The sequence below is a fragment of the Actinosynnema sp. CA-299493 genome (assembly GCF_050946825.1).
Taxonomy (GTDB): domain Bacteria; phylum Actinomycetota; class Actinomycetes; order Mycobacteriales; family Pseudonocardiaceae; genus Actinosynnema.
The window spans coordinates 7209248-7228491 of record NZ_CP191993.1 but is presented as its reverse complement, the minus strand read 5'-3'; the positions used below and the strand labels follow the sequence as shown (position 1 = coordinate 7228491).

General features: G+C 72.4%; 21 protein-coding genes and 1 pseudogene. 17 read left to right on the top strand and 5 right to left on the bottom strand.

What is annotated here, in order from left to right; all coding sequences use genetic code 11:
• Nucleotides 1-75: 75 nt before the first annotated feature.
• Genes alaS through ACQPYE_RS30315 form a run of 4 tightly spaced genes read left to right on the top strand, consistent with a single transcriptional unit; the run spans nt 76 to nt 5312 of the window.
• On the top strand, nt 76-2748 hold the full coding sequence (gene alaS / locus ACQPYE_RS30330) for an alanine--tRNA ligase (RefSeq protein ID WP_498716277.1): 2673 nt from the start codon (nt 76-78) through the stop codon (nt 2746-2748).
• The gene (gene ruvX, locus ACQPYE_RS30325) at nt 2735-3247 is read left to right on the top strand and encodes a Holliday junction resolvase RuvX (RefSeq protein WP_498716275.1); all 513 of its coding nucleotides are present in this window, start codon (nt 2735-2737) and stop codon (nt 3245-3247) included. Before alaS ends, ruvX begins: the two co-directional genes overlap by 14 nt.
• Nucleotides 3244-4464 (top strand): endolytic transglycosylase MltG, encoded by a 1221-nt coding sequence (gene mltG / locus ACQPYE_RS30320; protein ID WP_498716273.1) that lies wholly within the window; start codon nt 3244-3246, stop codon nt 4462-4464. Before ruvX ends, mltG begins: the two co-directional genes overlap by 4 nt.
• Nucleotides 4461-5312 carry a shikimate dehydrogenase gene (locus ACQPYE_RS30315; protein WP_498723014.1) on the top strand — a complete coding sequence of 284 codons (852 nt, stop codon included), beginning with the start codon at nt 4461-4463 and terminating at the stop codon, nt 5310-5312. Before mltG ends, ACQPYE_RS30315 begins: the two co-directional genes overlap by 4 nt.
• Before the next feature lie 148 nt (nt 5313-5460).
• Here ACQPYE_RS30315 and ACQPYE_RS30310 read toward each other — a convergent pair whose 3' ends face one another.
• From ACQPYE_RS30310 to ACQPYE_RS30300, 3 genes are read right to left on the bottom strand one after another with little or no spacing between them, the layout of a single operon-like run.
• Entirely contained in the window at nt 5461-5730 is a 270-nt protein-coding gene (locus ACQPYE_RS30310; protein ID WP_498716272.1) for an HPr family phosphocarrier protein, read from the bottom strand.
• Between the two features lie 31 nt (nt 5731-5761).
• Entirely contained in the window at nt 5762-7069 is a 1308-nt protein-coding gene (locus ACQPYE_RS30305) for a PTS transporter subunit EIIC (protein WP_498716270.1), read from the bottom strand.
• Nucleotides 7066-7836 carry a GntR family transcriptional regulator gene (locus ACQPYE_RS30300; protein ID WP_498716268.1) on the bottom strand — a complete coding sequence of 257 codons (771 nt, stop codon included), beginning with the start codon at nt 7834-7836 and terminating at the stop codon, nt 7066-7068. Before ACQPYE_RS30300 ends, ACQPYE_RS30305 begins: the two co-directional genes overlap by 4 nt.
• A 166-nt stretch (nt 7837-8002) precedes the next feature.
• Here ACQPYE_RS30300 and ACQPYE_RS30295 point away from each other — a divergent pair, with 166 nt between their 5' ends.
• The 8 genes and pseudogenes from ACQPYE_RS30295 to ACQPYE_RS30260 form a co-directional block, all read left to right on the top strand.
• A complete protein-coding gene (locus ACQPYE_RS30295) occupies nt 8003-8239 on the top strand; it encodes a PTS sugar transporter subunit IIB (RefSeq protein WP_498716267.1) in 237 nt (78 codons plus the stop codon).
• Nucleotides 8236-8688, top strand: coding sequence for a PTS sugar transporter subunit IIA (locus ACQPYE_RS30290; protein WP_498716266.1), 453 nt, complete (start codon nt 8236-8238; stop codon nt 8686-8688). The genes ACQPYE_RS30295 and ACQPYE_RS30290 overlap by 4 nt, the downstream gene beginning before the upstream one ends.
• A 153-nt stretch (nt 8689-8841) precedes the next feature.
• Complete coding sequence (locus ACQPYE_RS30285) at nt 8842-9399, top strand: prepilin peptidase (protein WP_498716265.1); 558 nt, start codon at nt 8842-8844, stop codon at nt 9397-9399.
• Between the two features lie 122 nt (nt 9400-9521).
• Nucleotides 9522-10721: a chorismate synthase gene (gene aroC, locus ACQPYE_RS30280; protein ID WP_498716264.1), complete on the top strand. Its 1200-nt coding sequence runs from the start codon at nt 9522-9524 to the stop codon at nt 10719-10721.
• Nucleotides 10718-11236, top strand: coding sequence for a shikimate kinase (locus ACQPYE_RS30275; protein ID WP_498716262.1), 519 nt, complete (start codon nt 10718-10720; stop codon nt 11234-11236). Before aroC ends, ACQPYE_RS30275 begins: the two co-directional genes overlap by 4 nt.
• Entirely contained in the window at nt 11237-12304 is a 1068-nt protein-coding gene (locus ACQPYE_RS30270) for a DNA glycosylase AlkZ-like family protein (RefSeq protein ID WP_498716261.1), read from the top strand.
• A 19-nt stretch (nt 12305-12323) separates the two neighbouring features.
• Nucleotides 12324-13436: a 3-dehydroquinate synthase gene (aroB, locus tag ACQPYE_RS30265; protein WP_498716259.1), complete on the top strand. Its 1113-nt coding sequence runs from the start codon at nt 12324-12326 to the stop codon at nt 13434-13436.
• A gap of 304 nt (nt 13437-13740) precedes the next feature.
• A pseudogene (locus ACQPYE_RS30260) lies at nt 13741-13971 on the top strand (VOC family protein); the annotation flags it as partial.
• 57 nt (nt 13972-14028) lie between these two features.
• Here ACQPYE_RS30260 and ACQPYE_RS30255 read toward each other — a convergent pair.
• Nucleotides 14029-14448, bottom strand: a complete 420-nt coding sequence (locus ACQPYE_RS30255; protein WP_498723106.1) for a hypothetical protein — start codon at nt 14446-14448, stop codon at nt 14029-14031.
• Between the two features lie 177 nt (nt 14449-14625).
• On the opposite strand from ACQPYE_RS30255, the gene ACQPYE_RS30250 reads away from it, so the two are divergent.
• From ACQPYE_RS30250 to nusB, 3 genes are all read left to right on the top strand, one after another.
• Entirely contained in the window at nt 14626-15711 is a 1086-nt protein-coding gene (locus tag ACQPYE_RS30250) for a M24 family metallopeptidase (protein WP_498716258.1), read from the top strand.
• A 76-nt stretch (nt 15712-15787) separates the two neighbouring features.
• A complete protein-coding gene (gene efp / locus ACQPYE_RS30245; RefSeq protein WP_498716256.1) occupies nt 15788-16351 on the top strand; it encodes an elongation factor P in 564 nt (187 codons plus the stop codon).
• Nucleotide 16352: 1 nt separating this feature from the next.
• Complete coding sequence (gene nusB, locus ACQPYE_RS30240) at nt 16353-16772, top strand: transcription antitermination factor NusB (RefSeq protein ID WP_498716255.1); 420 nt, start codon at nt 16353-16355, stop codon at nt 16770-16772.
• 154 nt (nt 16773-16926) lie between these two features.
• Here nusB and bldD read toward each other — a convergent pair whose 3' ends face one another.
• Nucleotides 16927-17415, bottom strand: a complete 489-nt coding sequence (gene bldD, locus ACQPYE_RS30235; protein WP_015103676.1) for a transcriptional regulator BldD — start codon at nt 17413-17415, stop codon at nt 16927-16929.
• A 258-nt stretch (nt 17416-17673) separates the two neighbouring features.
• Between bldD and pyrR the strand changes: the two genes are divergently transcribed.
• Both pyrR and ACQPYE_RS30225 read left to right on the top strand, forming a co-directional pair.
• Nucleotides 17674-18246, top strand: coding sequence for a bifunctional pyr operon transcriptional regulator/uracil phosphoribosyltransferase PyrR (pyrR, locus tag ACQPYE_RS30230; RefSeq protein ID WP_123746566.1), 573 nt, complete (start codon nt 17674-17676; stop codon nt 18244-18246).
• Nucleotides 18243-19202, top strand: a complete 960-nt coding sequence (locus tag ACQPYE_RS30225; protein ID WP_498716254.1) for an aspartate carbamoyltransferase catalytic subunit — start codon at nt 18243-18245, stop codon at nt 19200-19202. Before pyrR ends, ACQPYE_RS30225 begins: the two co-directional genes overlap by 4 nt.
• Nucleotides 19203-19244: the final 42 nt, after the last annotated feature.

The following is a 19244-nucleotide window of genomic DNA, read 5'->3' as shown; positions in this document are numbered from 1 at the left end:
CGTCCGCCTCACCGCGCCCTCGCCCGACCGTCGGCCAGGCCGACGTGGGCTTCCACACTCCCGAAGGACGTCACCGTGCAGACCCACGAGATCATCAAGCGCTTCCGCGAGCACTTCGAGAACGCCGGCCACAAGTACGTGCCCAGCGCCTCGCTCCTGCTCGACGACCCGAACCTGCTGTTCGTCAACGCCGGCATGGTGCCGTTCAAGCCGTACTTCCTCGGCGAGGCCCCGCCGCCCGCCCCGCGGATGACGAGCATCCAGAAGTGCGTGCGCACGCCGGACATCGACGAGGTCGGCAAGACCACCCGGCACAACACGTTCTTCCAGATGGCCGGCAACTTCTCCTTCGGCGACTACTTCAAGGAAGACGCCATCCGGCTGGCCTGGGACCTGGTCACCAGGCCGCAGGCCGACGGCGGCTACGGCTTGGACCCCGAGCGCATCTGGGTGACCGTCTACCTGGACGACGACGAGGCCGCCGACCTGTGGCAGAAGGTCGCCGGGCTGCCGCCCGAGCGCATCCAGCGCCGCGACATCGAGGACAACTACTGGTCGATGGGCGTGCCCGGCCCGTGCGGCCCGTGCTCGGAGATCTACTACGACCGCGGCCCCGCCTTCGGCGAGGAGGGCGGCCCGGTCGTCGACGAGGACCGGTACCTGGAGATCTGGAACCTGGTCTTCATGCAGAACGTCCGCGGCGAGGGCGGCGCCAAGCGGGACTACCCGATCCTCGGCGAGCTGCCGGACAAGAACATCGACACCGGCATGGGCGTCGAGCGCGTCGCCATGCTGCTCCAGGACGTCGAGAACGTCTACGAGACCGACCTCGTCCGCACCGTCATCACCAAGGCCGAGCAGCTCTCCGGCCGCAGGTACGGCGCCGACGCCACCGACGACGTGCGCTTCCGCGTCATCGCCGACCACGCCCGCAGCGGCGTGCTGCTGGTCGGCGACGGCGTCACGCCCGGCAACGAGGCCCGCGGCTACGTGCTGCGCCGCCTGCTGCGCCGCATCGTCCGCTCGGCCCGCCTGCTGGGCGTCACCGAGCCGGTGCTGGTGCGGTTCGCCGAGGTCGTGCGCGACGCCATGGGCCCGTCCTACCCCGAGCTGGTCTCCGGCTTCGCCCGCATCCAGCAGGTGCTCAAGGCCGAGGAGGACACGTTCCTGCGCACGCTCGACGCCGGGTCGCGGATCTTCGAGACGGCCGCCGGGCAGGTCAAGGCCGACGGCCGCGCCACGCTGCCCGGTGACCAGGCGTTCCAGCTGCACGACACCTACGGCTTCCCGTTCGACCTCACCCTGGAGATGGCCGCCGAGGCCGGCCTGAGCGTGGACGAGGACGGGTTCCGCAAGCTGATGGCCGAGCAGCGCGCCCGCGCCAAGGCCGACGCCGCCGGCAAGAAGACCGGCCACGGCGACCAGACCGTGTACCGGGAGCTGCTGGAGCTCGGCGCCACCGAGTTCACCGGCTACACCGAGCTGGCCAGCGAGGCCACCCTGCGCGGCATCGTCAGCGGCGGCAAGCGGGTCCGCTCCGCTCGCGCGGGCGACATCGTGGAGGTCGTGCTCGACCGCACCCCGCTGTACGCCGAGTCCGGCGGCCAGGAGAGCGACGCCGGCACGATCGTCACCGCCGACGCCGAGCTGGAGGTCGTGGACGTCCAGAAGGTGGCCCGCAAGCTGTGGGTGCACCAGGTGCGCGTGGTCAGCGGCGAGATCGCCGAGGGCGAGCACGTCGAGGCCAGGGTCGACCCGGAGTGGCGCGTGGGCGCCCGCCAGGGCCACTCGGGCACGCACGTCGTGCACGCCGCCCTGCGGCAGGTGCTCGGCCCGTCGGCCCTGCAGAGCGGCTCGTACAACAAGCCGGGCTACCTGCGGCTGGACTTCGCCTGGACCGGCGGCCTGTCCGAACAGGCCCGCAGCGAGATCGAAGAGGTCTCCAACCTGGCCGTCCGCAAGGACCTCCCGGTGCAGGTCGTCTACACCGACATGGGTGGCGCCCAGGAGATGGGCGCGGTGGCCCTGTTCGGCGAGACCTACGACGAGACCGTGCGCGTGGTCGAGATCGGCGGGCCGTGGTCGCGCGAGCTGTGCGGTGGCACGCACGTCGAGCACTCGTCCCAGATCGGCCCCATCACGGTGATCGGCGAGTCGTCCGTCGGCTCCGGCGTGCGCCGCTTGGAGGCCTACGTCGGCATCGAGGCCTTCAAGTACCTGGCCCAGGAGCGGGCCCTGGTGCAGAACGTCGCCGCCCTGCTGAAGGTGCCCGACGCCGAGGTGCCCGCCCGGGTCGAGGCCCTGGTGGAGCGGCTGCGGGTGGCCGAGAAGGAGTTGGCGAAGGTCAGGGCCGCCCAGCTCGTGGCCGACGCCGGCTCCCTGGCCGAGCAGGCGCTGGACGTGCGCGGCGTGTCCCTGGTGGCCCTGCGGCTGCCGGAGGGCACGTCGGGCGCCGACGTGCGGACCATCGCCGGCGAGGTGCGCAACCGGCTCGGCGACAAGCCGGGCGTGGTCGGCCTGTTCGCCCCGGACGGCGACAAGGTCAGCTTCGTGGTCGCCACCACGTCCGCCGCCCGCGACCTGGGCCTGGCCGCCGGCAAGCTGGTGCCCGCCTTCGCCCCGGCCGTGGGTGGCCGCGGCGGCGGCAAGCCGGACCTCGCCCAGGGCGGCGGCACGAACCCGGGCGGTGTCGACGAGGCCGTCGCCGCCCTGCGGACCGAGGTGGACCGCGCCCTTGAGCAGCGCTGACCGCCCCGGCGTCGACGACCCCGGCCTCGGTCGGAGGCTGGGCGTCGACGTCGGCGCGGTGCGCGTCGGGGTGGCGCTGAGCGATCCGGGCGCGTTCCTGGCGACGCCGCTGGTCACCCTGGCGCGTGACGCGAAGACCGGCCGGGACCTGGGCGACCTGGCCGGGCTCGTCACCGAGCACGACGTGGTGGAGGTCGTGGTCGGCCTGCCGCGCACCTTGGCGGGCAGGCACGGGCCGGCGGCGGAGGCGGCGTCGGCGTACGCTGCGGCGTTGGCCGAGCGCGTCGCACCGGTTCCGGTGCGGCTCACCGATGAGCGGCTGACCACCGTCACGGCGAGCCGGGTGCTCGCCGAGCGCGGGGTGCGCGGCAAGAAGCAACGTGCCGTCGTCGACCAGGCTGCCGCTGTCGAGATCCTGCAGTCCTGGCTGGACGCACGGGCGCGACAAGTGGCTCGATCCGAAGCGGAGCGGGCCCCCGGAGCTAAGGACGGCTCGTGAACGACGACCTCGGGTTGTTCACCGATCCAGAGACCCGCCACGACGAGCGGGTCGCACGCGGCAGGAGCGAGGCCGCGGCCCGCCGGGCCAAGCGCAGGCGCAAGAGGACGATCCTGTGGGTCGTCGTGGCCCTGGTGCTGACCGGCGGCGGCGTCGGCGCGTACTACGGGTACCGCACGTTGAGCGGCATCGGCTCGTACGACGACTTCGCGGGCGCGGGCGAGGCGGACGTGGTGGTCGAGGTCAAGGACGGCGACCTCGTGACCACCATCGCCACCACGCTCAAGGAGCAGGGCGTGGTGGCCAGCGCGCGCGCGTTCACCGAGGCGGGCGCGAGCGACTCGCGGGTCACCGCCATCCAGCCCGGCTTCTACCTGATGAAGACCAAGATGTCCGGCGCGGCCGCGGTGACCCGGATGGTGGACCCGGCGGCGAAGGTCGTGCCGCTGGAGGTCAAGGGCGGCTTCGTGCTGCACGACATCACCGCGCCCGACGGCAAGATCACCAAGGGCGTCCTGTCGCTGCTGTCCGACGCCTCGTGCGTGGAGCTGGACGGCGCCAAGCAGTGCGTGACCCCGGAGCAGCTGCGCGACGCGGCGGACAACGCCGACCCGGTCGCGCTCGGCATCCCCGAGTGGGCGCTGCCCGACGTCGCCGCCGCGCCGAGGGCGAACCGGCTCGAAGGCCTCATCGTGCCGGGCCTGTACCACCTCAAGCCGGGCGCGGACGCGGTCGAGCTGCTCAAGAGCGTGATCGCCACGTCGCTGAGCCGGTTGCAGGGTTACGGCATCCCCAGCGGCACCGGCAAGACCGGCTTCCGGCCCTACGAGGTGCTGGTCATCGCCTCCCTGATCGAGAAGGAAGGCCTGACCAAGGACTTCGGCAAGATCTCGCGGGTCATCTTCAGCCGGCTGGCGGCGCCGCAGAAGCTGGAGCTGGACTCCACGGTCAACTACAAGCTGGACCGGCCGATCATCACCACCAGCGACGAGGACCGCGAGGCGTCCGGGCCGTACAACACCTACCAGCGGCAAGGGCTGCCGCCGACCCCGATCGGCTCGCCCGGCCGCGAGGCGGTCACGGCCGCGATCACGCCCGAGAACGGACCGTGGATGTACTTCGTGAAGTGCGAGAAGGACGGCACGACGTGCTTCACGAACACCTACGAGGAGCACCTGGCCGTGTCGGACGACGCTCGCGAGAGGGGCGTCTTCTGAGCGTGGTCGAGGCTCGACGCGCGGCGGTCATCGGCTCGCCGGTCGCCCACTCGTTGTCGCCGGTGCTGCACAACGCCGCGTTCGCGGCGCTGGGCCTGACCGGCTGGGGGTACACGCGCGTCGAGTGCGTGGCGGACGAGGTGCCGTCCCTGGTGGCGGGCCTGGACCCGGCGTGGGCGGGCCTGTCGGTGACCATGCCGAACAAGCGGGCGGCACTGGCGGTGGCGACCTCGGCGACGTCCCGGGCCGTGCGGGTCGGCGCCGCGAACACCCTGGTGCCGGTCGACGGCGGGTGGCGCGCGGACAACACCGACGTGGACGGCGTCCTCGGCGCTCTGCGCGCTTCGTGCGGCTTCACGTCCGGCTCGCGCGCGGTGCTGCTGGGCGCGGGCGGCACGGCGACCGCGGCCCTGGTGGCGCTGGCGTCCGTCGGCGTCCGCGCGGTCACGCTGGTGGTCCGCTCGGTGAGCCGGGCGGCGGAGGCGGAGTCGTGCGCGTCCCGCCTCGGTCTGGCGCTGGACGTCGTCACCTGGGACGCCGCGGACTTCGCCGACCTGGCGTCGGCCTCGGACGTCCTGATCAGCACCGTGCCGCCGGACGCGACCGAGCCGATCGCCGGCGCGCTGGCCGGGGCGCCGTGCGTCCTGGACGTCATCTACCACCCCTGGCCGACCCCGCTGGCCCACGCCGTGGAGAAGCGGGGCCGCACCCTCGCCACCGGCCTGGACATGCTCCTGCACCAGGCCTTCGGCCAGTCGGAGCAGTTCACCGGCCTGCCCGCCCCGCGCGAGGCGATGCGCGCCGCACTCCGCGCCGCCACCGCCAACCTCCTCCCGCTCCCCCTCTAACCCGCGAGTCCTACGTTCAGAACACGCGTGTCCTACGTTCGGAACACCCGTGTCCTACGTTCGGAACACCCGAGTTCAACGCTCAGAACGCGCCCGGGCCCTGCTCGCGCGAGGGTGCGAGCAGGGCCCGGGCGTCGTGCTGAGGGGATCAGCCCGCGTCGAGGTCGGTGGCGATGATCTCCGCGATCGCCTCCAGCGCGGCGTCCGCGCCTTCGCCGTCCGCGGCCAGGACGACCTCGTCGCCGTGCATCGCGCCGAGCGTCATCAGACCCAGCACGCTCGCCGCCTCGACCGGTTGGCCGTCGTCCTTGCGGATGGTGACCTTCACCGGCTGCCCGGCCGCCGCCTTCGCCAGCAGTGCGGCAGGGCGCGCGTGCAGTCCGACCTTGCTCGCCACGGTGACCCGTCGCTCAGGCATGACCCGTCCTCTCGTTCCTTCTCGTCCGCCGTCAGGACGCCGTCGCGTCCGACCGGCCTTCCTTGTCGCGCTTCCCGGTCCGGCCGCCCCTGTCGCCGTCGTCGACGATGCTCGGGTCGGCTTCCGGGTCCTCGTCCTCGCTGCGACCCGGCGTCCTCAGGTTCCACTTGGTGATGACGAAGCGGAACAGGAAGTAGTAGATGGCCGCGTAGATCACGCCCAGCACCAGGATCAGCAGGGGCTTGGTCGAGATGTTGAAGTTGAGGGCGTAGTCGATCGCGCCCGCGGAGAACCCGAACCCGCTGTGGATGTCCAGCGCGTTGCTGATGGCCAGCGACGTGCCGGTGAGCACCGCGTGGATCACGTACAGCGGCCACGCCACGAACATGAACGCGAACTCGAGCGGCTCGGTCACACCCGTGATGAACGAGGTCAGCGCCGCCGAGCCCATGATGCCCGCGATGACCTTCTTCTGCGTCGGCCGCGCGGTGTGCACGATGGCCAGCGCCGCCGCCGGGAGCGCGAACATGAAGATCGGGAAGAAGCCGGTCATGAACGTGCCCGCGGACGGGTCGCCCGCGAAGAACCGCTGGATGTCGCCGGTCTTGCCCTCGTACTCGCCGAAGACCTGCCACATGAACGTGTTCGGGATGTGGTGCAGGCCCAGCGGGAGCAGCAGGCGGTTGATGGTGCCGTAGATGCCCGCGCCGATGATCGTGCTGCCGGAGATCGCCTCGCCGACCGAGGTCAGGCCCGCGTCGAACCACGGGTAGATCAGGCCCATGACCACGGCGACCGGGATCATCACGCCCGCGACCAGGATCGGCACGAACCGCCGGCCGCCGAAGAAGGCCAGGTAGGCGGGCAGCTTGATGCGGTGGTACTTCTGCCACAGCACCGCGGTGATCAGCCCGACCACGATGCCGGTCAGCACCGAGTAGTTGATCAGCTCCTGCTTGGCGTCCGCCGCCGCGTCCGCCGGCAGCGGCAGCACGAGCGGCGACATCGCCTTGAACACGGCCTCGGTCACCACGAAGCCGACCACGGCGGCCAGCGCGGTGGAACCGTCACCGCGCCTGGCGAAGCCGATGGCGACACCGACGGCGAACAGCAGCGGCAGGTTGGCGAACAGGGCGTTGCCCGCTCCGCCGATGACGCCGGCCACGGCGTTCCAGCCCAGCCCCTCCTTGCCGAGGATGTCGTCCTGGCCGAGTCGTAGCAGGAGCGCGGCTACGGGCAGCGCGGCGATCGGCAGCATGAGGCTGCGGCCGAATCGCTGCAGCCCGGCCAGACCCTTGATCTCACGACCGCCGGTCGCCTGTGGGGCGCTGGCGCTCATGGGGTACCTCCCTTGGCGGAGTGGTGCGGGCCGGATTCCGGGACGGTCCGGTCCAATTGCATGGTCACCTGGTAGAGATCGCCCCGGTACCAGGACGTCATGTCCTCGACGGGTCTGCCTCGTGAGCTCGAGACCCGGCGGAAGACGAGCAGCGAGCTGCCGGGACGGACGTCCAGCAGCTTCGCGGTGTCGGGGTCGGCGCCCTCGGCCCACACGGTCTGGCCGGCGTGGTCGAGCTGGACGCCGTACGCGTCGGCGATGAGGGTGTAGAGCGAGGTGGTGAGGTCGTGCCGGTCGAGGTCCGGCACGACCCGAGGGCTGTACCAGCCCCGTTCGACGGCCAGTGGCACGCCGTCCGCCCGGCGCAGGCGCACGAGCCGGCACGCCGGTTCGTGCGGCAGCAGGCCGAGCGCGGTGGCCGCCTCGGGTGGCGGCGCCTCCTCGGCGCAGGCCAGCACCTCGGTCGTGGGCGTCAGGCCGCGCCGGCGCATGTCGTCTGTGAACGACTCCAGGTACAGCTGGACGTCCATGCGCCGCCGAGCGGTGAACGTGCCCCGGCCCTTCGCCCTGGTCAGCAGGCCTTCGGTGACGAGGTGGCCCACGGCGGCGCGTACTGTGATGCGGGACACACCGTACTGCTCGGCGAGGTCGCGCTCGGACGGGATGAGCGAGCCGGGCGGGAGTTCCTGCTCGGCCAGGCGCCGCAGGATGTCGCGCAGTTGGGCGTGCTTGGGCCTGGGCCCGTCGACGATCTCGTCGCGGCGCATGACACCTCCCCGGTGCTCGCACGTCCATCCCGGGATTGGTACTTTCCGGTCTAGACCAGTTGGTGCGGGGAGGATGCTCCGCGCGCCAACCGGGTGTCAACCGCCGTTACGGGACCGTGCCCGAGCGGTGGCACCCTCAGGGCAGGTGTCGAGAGAGGACTTCGAAGTGGCGGACGACAAGGCGGCGGGGATCCTCGCCGCGCTCGGCGGCGCGGACAACATCGTGGAGATCGAGCCGTGCATCACGCGCCTGCGCTGTGAGTTGGAAGACGGCTCCCTGGTGGACGAGAAGGCTTTGAAGGGCCTGGGCGCGCACGGCGTGATGCGTGCCGGCAACGTCGTGCAGGTGATCGTGGGGCCCGAGGCCGACACGATCGCCAGCGACATCGAGGACCTGCTGTGACGCTGCGCGTGACCAGCCCGGTCGGCGGGCGCGTCGTGCCGTTGACCGAGGTGCCGGACCCGGTGTTCGCCCAGGCCATGGTGGGTCCGGGGGTGGCGGTCGAGCCGGTGCGCGAGCGGGCGGACGTGGTGTCCCCCGTGGACGGGACCGTGGTGACGCTGCACCCGCACGCGTTCGTCGTGGCCACCTCGGAGGGCGCGGCGGTGTTGGTGCACCTCGGGATCGACACCGTGAAGCGCAAGGGCGAGGGCTTCACGCTGCACGTGGTCAAGGGCGAGGCGGTGCGCGCGGGGCAGGCCGTGGTGACGTGGGACCCGGCGGAGGTGGAGGCGGCGGGGTTCTCGCCGATCTGCCCGGTGATCGCGCTGGACGCGGCGCCGGAGGCGGTGCTGGACCAGGCCGGCGGTCCGGTGGCGGCGGGTGACGCGTTGTTCTCGTGGCAGCGCTGAGCCGGGTCTTGGGCTGACGGGTCGCCGGCTGGCAGGGCTCTGCTGACGGGGCTCAGCTGACGGGACTCGGCTGACGGGACGAGTGCGGGTGAATGGACCATTCACCCGCACTTCTCGTTGCGCCCCGGGCGTTTCCGGGACGACGCTGGCCCCGTGGTCATCTCGGGATTCCTGGCCGGCGCGGTGGGCGCCGGGTTGCTCCGCCGCCTCCCGCGCGGTGCGGACGTGTGCTGGCTGTGGTGCGCCGCGCCGACGGCGGTGCTGTGGTTCGTGGCCTGGGCGTTGGCTCCTCCGCACTGGCTGCCGGTGCCGCTGCTGCTGGCGTGGCTCGGCGTGCTGCTGACCGCGACCGACCTGCGCCACCGCCGCCTGCCGGACGCGTTGACGCTGCCCGCGTACCCGGCGATCGGCGTCGCGCTGTGGCTGTGCGGGGCAGACCTGTGGCGCGCGTTGGCGGGTTGCCTGCTCTTCGGGGGCTTCCACCTGCTGGTGCGCGTGCTGTCGCCGTCGTCGATGGGCGGGGGAGACGTGAAGCTGGCGGGCTCGCTCGGCGCGGTGCTGGCCTCGGTGTCGTGGCTCGCCCTACCGCTCGGCGCATTGCTGGCGAGCGCGCTCACCCTCGCGTTGAGCCTGAGATGGCCGAACGACGGCATCCCGCACGGACCCGGCCTCCTGGCGACGACGTGGCTCGTGTCGGTGTCAGGAGGCTGAAGGCGGCTCCGATCACCCCGACCCCCGCCACCGCCCCAGCTGAGTCGTCCACGTGGCGGGCCGGGCCGACGGGCACGACCTGGGCGTTCGGCCGGTGTTCACACTGTGAAAGGATTCGCGGCGTGCTGCGCTGGATCACCGCTGGGGAGTCCCATGGACCGGCCCTCGTCGCCGTGCTGGAAGGCATGGTCGCCGGGGTCGAGGTCACCACTGCCGACCTGACCGCTCAACTGGAGCGCCGTCGGCTCGGCTTCGGCCGGAGCCCGCGCATGGGCTTCGAGGCCGACGAGGTCGAGATCCTCGGCGGTGTCCGCCACGGGCTCACGCAGGGCGGCCCGGTCGCGGTCCGGATCGGGAACACCGAGTGGCCCAAGTGGCAGAAGGTGATGTCCGCCGACCCGGTCGACCCGTCCGAGCTCAAGCCGACCGGCCGCAACGAGGCGCTGACCAGGCCCCGCCCCGGCCACGCCGACCTGCCCGGCATGCAGAAGTTCGGCTTCGACGAGGCCCGCCCCGTGCTGGAACGCGCCAGCGCCCGGGAGACCGCCGCCCGCACCGCGCTCGGCACCGTCGCCCGCCACTTCCTCAAGCAGGTCTTCGACGCGGACGTGATCAGCCACGTCGTCTCCATCGGCAAGGCCAAGACGCCCGCCGACGCGCCCGTGCCCGGCCCGGACGACCTGGCCGCCGTCGACGAGAGCCCGGTCCGGGCCTTCGACGCCCGCGGCACCGAGGCGATGGTGGCCGAGGTCGAGGCGGTGAAGGAGGCGGGTGACACGGTCGGCGGCGTGATCGAGGTCATCGTCTACGGCCTGCCGCCGGGCCTCGGCTCGCACGTCCACTGGGACCGCCGCCTCGACGCGCGGCTGGCCGGCGCGCTCATGGGCGTGCAGGCGATGAAGGGCGTGGAGATCGGCGACGGCTTCACCACCGCCGAGCGCTGGGGCAGCGAGGCGCACGACGAGATCGACCGCGGCCCGGGACCGAAGGGCGTCACCCGGCGCTCCAACCGGGCGGGCGGCCTGGAGGGCGGCATCACCAACGGCGAGCCGCTGCGCGTCCGCGTCGCCATGAAGCCGATCTCGACGGTGCCCCGCGCGCTGTCCACTGTGGACGTCCGAACCGGAGAGCCCGCGGTGGCGATCCACCAGCGCTCGGACGTGTGCGCGGTGCCGCGCGCGGGCGTGGTGCTGGAGTCCGTGGTGGCGCTGGTGCTGGCCGAGACGGCGCTGGAGAAGTTCGGCGGCGACTCGATCGCCGAGACCAAGCGCAACGTCGCCTCCTACCTGGAGACGTTGGAAGCCCGCTGGGAGGGTCTGTGAGCCCCCGGTTCGTCGTCCTCGGCCCACCCGGAGCCGGCAAGACGACGGTCGGCCTGCTGCTCGCCGAACGCCTCGGCGTCGCCTTCCGCGACACCGACGACGACATCGTCGCCACCGCCGGCAAACCGATCTCCGACATCTTCACCGACGACGGCGAGCCCGCGTTCCGCGCGATGGAGGAAGAAGCCGTCGTCGAAGGCCTGAAGACCCACGACGGCGTGCTGGCGCTCGGCGGCGGCGCGGTGCTGTCCGCGACCACCCGGGGCCGGCTCGCCGGGCACGCCGTGGTCTTCCTGAACGTCGGCATGGCTGAGGGCGTGCGGCGCACCGGCATGTCCAGCGCCCGGCCGCTGCTGGCGGGCGTGAACCCCCGCGCGACCTTCAAGACGCTGCTGGACGCCCGCCTGCCGCTGTACCGGGAGGTCGCCACGATCGAGGTGACCACCGACGCCCTCACGCCGGAGCAGGTGGTCGACGCCGTGCTCCGCCCGACGGGGCCGGCGCAAGGGACCTGAGTGGACCTGACCGGGGCACAGGTCCTCGCGCGCCGCGCTGCGGTGCAAGGTCTGCACGGCGACGACCCCGACGCGGTGCTGCCGCTGGGCGTGCTGGACAGCCCGCCGAAGACGGGCGCGGCGGCGTTGGGCGTGAGAGGCCGCCGCGAGGACACCGTGAACGCCGGGAACCTGAACGCCGGGGACCTGAACGCCGGGGACCTGGCGCGGGTGCTGAGCCTGCGCGGCGCGCCGCACCTGCACCGCCGCGACGACCTGCCCGCGCTGCGCCGCCAGCTCCGGCCGCGCACCCCGCGGCAGCTGGCGGCCTGGTGCGGCGCGCACCCGACGCCCGACCTGGCGCACCTCGACCTCGTCGTCGACCTCCTGCACCGCGAGTTCCCCGGCGACACGGCCACCAAGGGCGAGCTGTCCGCCGCGATCAGCCCGCTGCTGCCCGACGCCGTCACCCCGCACTGCCCGGGCTGCGACGCCCACCACGTCATCGAGAACGTGTTCCGCCTCGCCACGCTCCTCGCGGGCGTCGAACTGGAGCACCTGGGCGCGAAGCTCGTCTTCCGCCGCCCGACCGCGAGACCCGACGTCGAGGACCCCGGCGAGCCGACCCTGCTGCGCGACTACGCGCGGCTCGTCGGACCGTTCGCCAAGGCCGACGCGGAGAAGTGGCTCGGCGCGGGACCCCAGGACACGTGGCCCGACCTGCGCACCGTGCGCGTCGACGGCAAGCGGCTGCTGGTGCACGAGGACGTGCCGGAAGCGCCCGACCCGCCCGCCGGCCTGCTGCTGTTCGCGCGTGACCCGTACCTGCTCGGCCCGCGTCACCTGGTCGCCGACCCGGACGTCGCCAAGCGGGTGTGGCGGCCAGTCGGCAGCCCCGGCGCGCTCGTCCTGCACGGTCGGGTCGCGGGCGCGTGGCGGCACGGGTTCCGCGGCCGGACGGTGACGTTCCAGGTCACGGGCTGGTCGAAGGTCAAGGGACCGGCGCGGCGCGCGATCAAGGACCAGGCCGCGGTGCTGGCCGGGGTGTGGGGCGGCGACGTGCTCGGAGCGGACGTGGTCGAATGGTGACCCGACGAGGGGAGTGGTGATGGGCGAGCCGGTGCGGATCCGCGTGGCCGCGGAACGACCGTACGACGTGGTGGTGGGCCGCGGCCTGCTCGGCGACCTGGTCGAGACCCTGAAGGGCACGGCGAGGGCGGCGATCGTCCACACGCCGACGTTGACGGAGACCGCCGAGGTGGTCCGCGGCGAGCTGGAGGCGGCCGGGATCGACGCGCACCGCGTCGAGGTCCCCGACGCCGAGGACGGCAAGGACCTGCGGGTCGCCGGGTACTGCTGGGACGTGTTCGGCCGCATCGGGCTCGGGCGCGCGGACGTCGTGGTCAGCCTCGGCGGCGGCGCGGTGACCGACCTGGCCGGGTTCGTCGCCTCCACCTGGATGCGCGGCGTGAAGCTGGTCCACGTGCCCACCACCCTGCTGGGCATGGTGGACGCCGCGGTCGGCGGCAAGACCGGCATCAACACCGACGCGGGCAAGAACCTCGTCGGCACGTTCTACGAGCCGGACGCCGTCATGGTCGACCTGGCCACGCTGGAGACGTTGCCCCGCCACGAGCTCGTCGCGGGCATGGCCGAGGTGGTCAAGGGCGGTTTCATCGCCGACCCGGTGATCCTCGACCTGATCGAGGCCGACCCGGAGGCCGCGCTCGACCCGTCCGGCGACGTGATCGAGGAGCTGGTCCGGCGCAAGATCCAGGTCAAGGCCGACGTGGTGTCGACCGACCTGCGCGAGTCGGACCTGCGGGAGATCCTGAACTACGGCCACACCCTGGCGCACGCCATCGAACGCCGCGAGCGCTACCGCTGGAGGCACGGCGCGGCGGTCAGCGTCGGCCTGGTGTTCGCCGCCGAACTGGCCCGCCTCGCGGGCAGGCTGGACGACACCACCGCCGACCGCCACCGCTCGATCCTCACCTCGCTCGGCCTGCCGACCGGCTACGACCCGGACGCGCTCGGCCAGCTCCTGGAGGGCATGCGGTCGGACAAGAAGACCCGCTCGGGCGTGCTGCGGTTCGTGGTGCTCGACGGCCTGGCCAAGCCCGGTCGGCTGGAGGGACCGGACCCGGCGCTCATCGCGGCGGCCTACTCCGCGGTCGCGGCCGAGCCGAAGCCGAAGTCGGGCGGAAGCATCCTGCTCTGACCTCGCATCCCCTGACCTCGCATCCCTGATCCGAACCCTCTGACCCCGCCCCGAGACCACCCCGAGTCGCCCCGAGACCACCCGAGTCGACGTCGACACAGAACCAGCCGACGCAGGCACGACGGGCCGGGGCGCCACACCTTTCTCCTTCCGGCAACAAATCCGGGCTTACCATCCATCCCCGAAGCCCGTGCCCCTTTCGGGTGATCACCGTGCGACCCGTGCGACCAGGGACGGCGGAGGCGCGCGAGGGGCGGGGGCGGGGTGGCGGGCGGCTCGGGGATGTGGAGGGCGGATGGTGGTGGGGCTCCTGCACCACGTCGAGCTGTGGGTGCCCGACCTGGCCCGGGCCGAGCACAGCATCGGCTGGTTGCTCACCGAGCTGGGCTGGGTCGAGTACCAGCGTTGGCCGGCAGGGGTGAGCTGGCGGCTCGGCCCGACTTACCTCGTGGTCGAGCAGTCGCCCGCGTTGGACGCGCACCACCGGCTCGGCACGGGGTTGAACCACCTCGCCTTCCACGTCGAAGACCGGGTGACGAGCGATAGGCGAAACTGCGCGGCTGACACCCAGTGGCTGACACCCAGTGGCGGGCTAGTGCGAAACGTCAGGCTGACGCGAGTCGTCCGGCTGGGGCAGCGCGTTGCCGATGCCCATCCCGACCGCCGCCGTCGCCATGACCAGCAACGCGGTGAACGCGGCGCCGCCGGTCAGCGCCGGTCCGAGCGATTCGAGTCCCGTCTGGTCCACCAGCGACCGGCCGGCCACGCCCACGGCCCCGGCCAGCGGACCGGCCACCAGCGCCGCGGCGAACCACACCATGCCGCGCCCGTCGAGCAGCCGCCACGCGTCCAACGCGCCCCACAGCACGCCGATGACGACCACCAGCCCGAACGCGATGTACCGGGTGGACGAGGAGGCCTCGGGGCTGTGGACGCTCACCGCCGAGGCGCCGGTCTGCACCCCGCCGTGGAACAGACCCAGCCAGAGCCCTCGGACCAGCCACGCGCGCATGCGTCCCACCTTAAGCCGCCCTGAGCCGCACCGGCGGTCCGCCACAGCGCCCGCCAGGACGTCCGGCGGCTCGTCGCAGGTCCCCACTGTCCGTCACGCGAACCGTCGCACGATTCAGCACGGTTCACCCGATCGAGTGGCGGGGTCAGGTGGACCACCGGGGCTTAGGCTGCTGACATGCCGCACTCCACTCGCCGCGCCGCCCTGCGCGCCACGCTCCGGGACCGGGAGCTGGACGCGCTGCTGGTGACCGACCTGCTCAACGTCCGCTACCTCACCGGCTTCACCGGGTCGAACGCGGCGCTGCTCGTGCACGCGGACTCCGACGACGCGACGGTGTTCTGCACCGACGGCCGCTACCTCACCCAGGCCGCCGCGCAGGTGCCGGACCTGAAGCGGGTCATCGACCGGCCGTGCGACGCGGCGCTGGTCGAGCGCGCGGTGAAGGCGGGCGCGGGCCGGGTCGGCTTCGAGAGCCGCCACGTGACCGTGGACGGACTGGACGTGCTCACGGCCGCGGCCCACGGCGCCGAGCTGGTGCGCGCCGCCGACCTGGTCGAACGGCTGCGGCTGGTCAAGGACGACGCCGAGGTCGAGGCGCTGCGCATGGCGTGCGCGGCGGCCGACCGGGCGCTGGCCGGGCTCATCGAGCACGGCGGCCTGCGCCCGGGCCGCAGCGAGAAGGAGATCGCCCGCGAGCTGGAGAGCCGGATGCTCGACCACGGCGCGGCCGGGCCGTCGTTCGAGTCGATCGTGGCGACGGGCGCGAACTCGGCCGTGCCGCACCACCGGCCGACCGACGCCCCGGTCCGCGACGGCGACTTCGTGAAGCTGGACTTCGGCGCGCTGGTCGACGGCTACCACTCCGACATGACCCGCACCCTGGTCGTCGGCCGGGCCGCGGACTGGCAGCGCGAGCTGCACCGGCTGGTCGTGGCCGCGCAGGCGGCGGGCCGGGCCGCGCTGGTGGTCGGCGCGCAGGTCTCGGACGTCGACGCGGCGGCGCGCGGCGTGATCGAGGAGGCCGGGTACGGCGACGAGTTCCTGCACGGCCTCGGCCACGGCGTCGGCCTGCAGATCCACGAGGCTCCAGCGCTGTCGAAGGCGGGTGACGGTACACTCTTGCCCGGCATGGCGGTCACCGTCGAGCCCGGTGTGTACCTGGCCGGGAAGGGCGGTGTCCGCATCGAGGACACGCTCGTGGTGCGCGAAGGCGCCCCGGAGCTCCTCACCCTGACCACGAAGGAGCTCGTGGTCATCTGAAGTCGGATCGCCCGAATCGGATTCGTCGGCCAAGCCGACGTCGTCCTCCACTCACGCAACAGGAGAGCCCACCACCGTGGCCACCACCAACGACCTGAAGAACGGCCTGGTGCTGAACCTCGACGGCCAGCTGTGGACCGTCACCGCGTTCCAGCACGTGAAGCCGGGCAAGGGCGGCGCCTTCGTGCGCACCACGTTGAAGCACGTCCTGTCCGGCAAGGTCGTGGACAAGACCTTCAACGCGGGCACCAAGGTCGAGACGGCCACCGTCGACAAGCGCGGCATGACCTACCTGTACAAGGACGGCGCCGACTTCGTCTTCATGGACGGCGACACCTACGACCAGATCAACGTCCCGGGCGAGACGGTCGGCGACGCGGCGAACTACATGCTGGAGAACCAGGAAGCGATCGTCGCCCTGCACGAGGGCGTCGCGCTCTTCATCGAGCTCCCGACCTCGGTCGAGCTCGTGATCCAGCACACCGACCCGGGCCTGCAGGGCGACCGCTCCACCGGCGGCACCAAGCCCGCCACGCTGGAGACCGGCGCGGAGATCCAGGTGCCGCTGTTCGTCACCACCGGCGAGAAGATCAAGGTCGACACCCGCGACGGCCGTTACCTGGGCCGAGTGAACGGCTGAGATGGGCGCACGGAGCAAGGCCCGCAAACGCGCGCTGGACGTCCTCTACGAGGCCGACCTGCGGGGCGCCGACCCGGTGACGCTGCTCTCGGACCGGGTCGGTTCGACGGACGTGCCGCCGGTGAACGACTACACGATCGTCCTGGTGGAAGGCGTCACGGCGCACCGCGCGCGCATCGACGACCTGATCTCCGAGCACGCGGAGGGGTGGACGCTGCAGCGCATGCCGGCGGTCGACCGCGCGGTGCTGCGGATCGGGCTCTACGAGCTGCTGTGGGCCGCCGACGTGCCGGACGCGGTCGCGATCGACGAGGCGGTCGAGCTGGCGAAGGGCCTGTCCACAGACGACTCGCCGCGGTTCGTCAACGGCGTGCTCGGCCGGATCGCGGTCATCGCCGACCAGCTCCGGGCCGTGCTCTAGCCGCGCACCACACCCGTCGCGCACCACACCGCCGCGTGCCGCGGTCGCACATCGCGGCATCGCGCGGCCGCGCACCCGGCGCCTGCCGCCGAGCAGGTCACAGGTCGGGAGGGCCACCCATTGGCGAACCGCCGGGTGGCCCTTTTCCGCGTGCTCAGTCCTCCTTGGCCGGACGGGCCTCGGGAGGCAGCACGCCCCAGTCGATGAGCTGCTCGGTCAGCTCGCCGGGCGTCATGTCGTAGATGATCGCCAACGAGCGCAGGTCCTCGGTCCGGATGGACAGCACCTTGCCGTTGTAGTCGCCGCGCTGGCTCTGGATGGTGGCCGCGTACCGCGCGAGCGGCCCGACCTTCTCCGCCGGCAGCTGTTGCAGCCGTTCCAGGTTGATGACGATCTTCGTGGCGGGCTCCGCACCGGACGGCACCCGACCTTCCGGCAGCAGCTCGGCCACCGGGACGCCGTAGAAGTCGGCCAGCTCGGCGAGCTTCTGCACGGTCACGGCGCGGTCGCCGCGCTCGTACGAGCCGACGACCACGGCCTTCCATCGACCGCCGGACTTCTGCTCGACGCCGTGCAAAGACAAGCCCTGCTGCTGGCGGATCGCGCGGAGCTTTGCCCCCAGCGCCTTGGCGTAGTCGCCCATGTGGCGGTTCTCCGTTCATTCGCCCCGTCAGCCGGTAGGGGACTGCCGCGGGGAGGCTTAGATCAATACGCAGAGTAATGATTGCTCTCCGTGGTCACCAGGTCAAGCTGATCTCGCCGGCCCAGGTGGGCGAGACCACGCACACCACCCGGAAGATTGACCGCGCGCGCCTGATACGGTGCTGGTCAGCCCGGTCGCAGCCGGGTGTCCGACGTCCTTTAAGGACCCGTCCAGCGAGGCGGGGAAGGAGGTCCAACCGTGGCGCCACGTCAACGTGGCGCGACGGACCCGGCCGGGGAGCGAGAGCTCTTGTCGGCCGGTGACGTCGCGCGCACCGTCGCCCGAATGGCCCATCAGATCATCGAGAAGACCGCTCTTGATGCACCGAGCGCACCCGCAGTAGTCCTGATGGGGATTCCGAGCCGGGGAGCGCCGCTGGCCCGCCGGCTGGCCGTGCGGATCGCCGAGTTCTCGGGTGTCGAGGTGCCGACCGGCACGCTGGACGTGACCCTCTACCGGGACGACCTGCGCCGAGGGCCCACCCGCCCGCTGGAGGCGACCAAGCTGCCCGAGGGCGGCGTCGACGACAAGCTCGTGGTCCTGGTGGACGACGTGCTGTTCTCCGGTCGCACGATCCGCGCCGCGCTCGACGCCCTGCGCGACCACGGCCGCCCGCGCGCCGTGCAGCTGGCCGTCCTGGTCGACCGCGGCCACCGGGAGCTGCCGATCCGCGCGGACTACGTGGGCAAGAACGTGCCCACGGCCCGCACCGAGGAGGTCCACGTGCTGCTGGACGAGTTCGACCAGCGTGACGGGGTGGTGCTGCGGTGAAGCACCTGCTCACCACCGAGGGCATCGACCCGGCCCAGGCGACCGCCATCCTGGACACCGCGGCGAGCCTCAAGCAGGCCCTCGAAGGCCGTGAGGTGCGCAAACTGCCGACGTTGCGCGGTCGCACGGTCATCACGATGTTCTACGAGAACTCCACCCGCACGCGCGTCAGCTTCGAGATCGCGGGCAAGTGGATGAGCGCGGACGTGGTGAACGTCTCGTCGTCCGGCTCCAGCGTGGGCAAGGGCGAGTCGCTGCGCGACACCGCGCTGACCCTGGCCGCGGCGGGCGCGGACTGCGTCATCGTGCGGCACCCGGCGTCCGGCGCGGCGCACCGGCTGGCCGGCTGGCTGCACGAGGCGGGCACGTCGGTGGTCAACGCCGGCGACGGGATGCACGAGCACCCCACCCAGGCCCTGCTCGACGCGGCCACCCTGCGGGAACGCCTCGGCGACCTGCGGGACCGCCGGATCGCGATCGTCGGCGACGTGCTGCACAGCCGGGTCGCCCGGTCCAACGTGCACCTGCTCACCGCGCTGGGCGCGCACGTGACCCTGGTCGCACCCCCCACCCTGCTGCCGGTCGGCGTCTCGAACTGGCCGGTCGCCGTCTCGCACGAGCTGGACGCCGAGCTGCCCAGCCTCGACGCCGTGATGCTGCTGCGAGTGCAGGCCGAGCGGATGTACGGCGGGCCCGCCGGCGCGGGAGGCAACGGACATTTCTTCCCGTCGGCCCGCGAGTACTCCATCGCCTACGGCCTGAGCGAGCGGCGGCTGGAGCTGCTGCCCGAGCACGCCGTCGTGCTGCACCCCGGTCCGATGCTGCGCGGCATGGAGATCGCCTCGGCGGTCGCCGACTCGCCCCGCGCCGCCATCACCGACCAGGTGCGCAACGGCGTGCACGTGCGCATGGCCGTCCTCTACCACCTGCTTGCCCACGAGGAGGAAACCCGGTGAGGGAGCTTGCGACCGAACCATTGAACACGAGCAGTCCCGCGG